At 63.1% G+C, this 2,832-nt stretch carries 3 protein-coding genes; all 3 read left to right on the top strand.

The window, feature by feature from the left end; all coding sequences use genetic code 11:
• The coding region (gene pdhA, locus QZ638_RS23120) for a pyruvate dehydrogenase (acetyl-transferring) E1 component subunit alpha (RefSeq protein WP_295815081.1) at positions 1-810 on the top strand (810 nt) is incomplete at its 5' end.
• A 54-nt stretch (positions 811-864) separates the two neighbouring features.
• Positions 865-2,316, top strand: coding sequence for a pyruvate dehydrogenase complex E1 component subunit beta (locus QZ638_RS23115; protein WP_295815079.1), 1,452 nt, complete (start codon positions 865-867; stop codon positions 2,314-2,316).
• A 14-nt stretch (positions 2,317-2,330) separates the two neighbouring features.
• On the top strand, positions 2,331-2,832 hold a 502-nt coding region (locus QZ638_RS23110), incomplete at its 3' end, for a biotin/lipoyl-containing protein (RefSeq protein WP_295815077.1).

The raw sequence follows: 2,832 nt of genomic DNA, 5'->3' as shown, positions 1-2,832 counted from the left end.
GCCTGTCTCAAAGATGGCGACCAAGTCATCACCGGATACCGCGACCACGGCCACATGCTCGCCTGTGGCCTGGACCCCAGGGGCGTCATGGCCGAACTGACAGGACGCAGCGGCGGCCTGTCGAAAGGCAAGGGCGGCTCAATGCACATGTTCTCCAAGGAAAAGAACTTCTATGGGGGCCATGGCATCGTTGGTGCGCAGGTGCCGATTGGCACGGGCCTCGGTTTCGCCAACAAGTATCGTGGCAATGACAATGTCTCGGTCGCCTATTTCGGTGACGGCGCCTCGAACCAGGGGCAGGTCTATGAATCCTTCAATATGGCCTCGCTGTGGGATCTGCCGGTCGTCTACGTGATCGAGAACAACATGTACGCCATGGGCACCAGCGTCGACCGCGCCTCGGCGGAGACGGAGCTGTTCAAGCGCGGAATCTCGTTCGAAATCGAAGGCGAAGAAGTCGACGGCATGGACGTACTGGCCGTGCGGGAAGCTGCTGAGCGTGCGGTGAAATACGCCCGCTCCGGCAAAGGCCCCTATATCCTCGAGATGAAGACCTACCGTTATCGCGGCCATTCCATGTCCGACCCGGCGAAATACCGGACGAAGGAAGAGGTCAACAAGATGCGGCAGGAGCACGATCCGATCGACCATCTGCGGGCGACGTTGCTCGAAGCCGGCGTCGAGGAAGAGGAGCTGAAGGGCATCGACAAGGAGATCAAGGCGATCGTCACCGACGCCGCGGATTTCGCGCAATCGAGCCCGGAGCCGGATCCGTCCGAGCTCTACACGGACATCCTGGTCGAGTCTTAAGACAGCGCGCGGCTTCCGCGCACGGGGATGCGCGGCCCGCGGGAGGAAAACGGAATGAGCGTACAAGTCCTGATGCCGGCCCTGTCGCCGACCATGACGGAAGGCAAGCTGGCCACCTGGATGGTCAAGGAAGGGGATACGGTTTCCGCCGGCGACGTGATCGCCGAAATCGAAACCGACAAGGCGACCATGGAAGTCGAGGCCGTTGACGAAGGCGTCATCGGCAAGATCCTGGTGGACGAGGGCGCCGAAGGTGTGAAGGTGAACACGCCGATCGCGGTCCTGCTGCAGGAAGGCGAGAGCGCCGACGACATCGGCAAGGATGCGCCGATGCCGGCAGCCAGCGAACGTGATCCGTACGGCGCCCGCACCGCGGACGGAGCCGCGGGAGAGGGCGAAGCGTCCGGCGGCAACCCGGTCGAGGACATGGATGCCCGTCGCGTGCCGGCCGAAGGCAAGGTGCACCCGGAACCGAAAGCGCCGGATGTCGCGTCCGATCCGGATATCCCGGACGGCACCGAGATGGTTCCGACCACCGTGCGCGAGGCGTTGCGTGACGCGATGGCGGAAGAGATGCGCAAGGACGACCCCGTCTTCGTCATGGGCGAGGAAGTGGCCGAGTATCAGGGCGCCTACAAGGTGACCCAGGGCCTCCTGCAGGAGTTCGGCGACAAGCGCGTCGTCGACACGCCGATCACGGAGCACGGCTTTGCCGGCGTGGGCGTCGGGGCGGCCTTTGCCGGGCTGAAACCGATCGTCGAGTTCATGACGTTCAACTTCGCCATGCAGGCCATCGACCAGATCGTCAATTCGGCCGCCAAGACACTCTACATGGCCGGCGGCCAGATGGGCGCGCCCATCGTGTTCCGAGGCCCCAACGGGGCGGCCGCGCGTGTCGCTGCACAGCACTCGCAGTGCTATGCCGCCTGGTACGGGCACATTCCCGGCCTCAAGGTCGTGATGCCTTACACGGCGGCCGACGCGAAAGGCCTTCTCAAGGCCGCGATTCGCGATCCGAACCCGGTCATGTTCCTGGAGAACGAGATTCTCTACGGTCAGAGCTTCGATGTTCCGAAGATGGATGATTTCGTGCTGCCCATCGGCAAGGCGCGCATTCACAAGGAAGGCAAGGATGCGACCATCGTATCCTTCGGCATCGGCATGACCTATGCGGTCAAGGCGGCCGAGGAACTGGCGGGCGAGGGCATCGATGTGGAAATCGTCGACCTGCGCACGATCCGCCCGATGGACCTCGATACGGTGATCGAATCCGTCAAGAAGACCAACCGTCTTGTGACGGTCGAGGAAGGCTTTCCGCAGTCTTCGGTCGGCGCGCACATTGCCAGCCAGGTGATGCAGCGGGCGTTCGATCATCTCGACGCGCCGGTGGTCACGGTGGCGGGCAAGGATGTGCCGATGCCTTACGCAGCGAATCTTGAAAAGCTGGCGCTGCCGAATGTCGCCGAAGTGGTCGAGGCGGTGAAAGCCGTTTCCTATCATCGCTAAAGGGGGAGGATACCATGCCGATTAAAGTCACCATGCCCGCCCTTTCGCCGACGATGGAAGAGGGCAATCTCGCCAAATGGATGGTCAAGGAGGGGGATTCCGTCGCGCCGGGCGATGTGATCGCCGAGATCGAAACCGACAAGGCGACCATGGAAGTGGAAGCTGTCGACGAAGGCACCGTCGCCAAGATCGTGGTGCCGGAAGGCACCGAAGGCGTGAAGGTGAATGCGTTGATCGCGGTGCTCGCCGAGGAAGGCGAGGACGCGGCAGAGGCGGCAAAAACCGCCGAGGGCCCCGCCAGCGGCAAACCCGAAGCGAAGGCATCCGAGGCCGAAAAACCCGCCGAGGCGGAGGCTTCGACGACCAAGTCGGAAACGCCTGAAAAGCCCAAATCGGAAGAGGCGAAAGCCACATCCTCCAGCAAGGGCGAGCGCGTGTTCGCCTCTCCGCTCGCGCGGCGTCTGGCGAAGGAATCTGGGCTCGATCTTTCCGCCATTTCCGGTTCGGGCCCGAAGG

This window comes from uncultured Nitratireductor sp., from assembly GCF_913053745.1.
Classification (GTDB): domain Bacteria; phylum Pseudomonadota; class Alphaproteobacteria; order Rhizobiales; family Rhizobiaceae; genus Nitratireductor.
The sequence above is the reverse complement of the archived record's forward strand: the minus strand, read 5'-3'. Positions and strand labels throughout refer to the sequence as shown.

Coding starts and splice junctions, on each gene's coding strand:
- QZ638_RS23115 (WP_295815079.1), top strand. CDS start 865: ATGAGCGTACAAGTCCTGATGCCGGCCCTGTCGCCGACCATGACGGAA.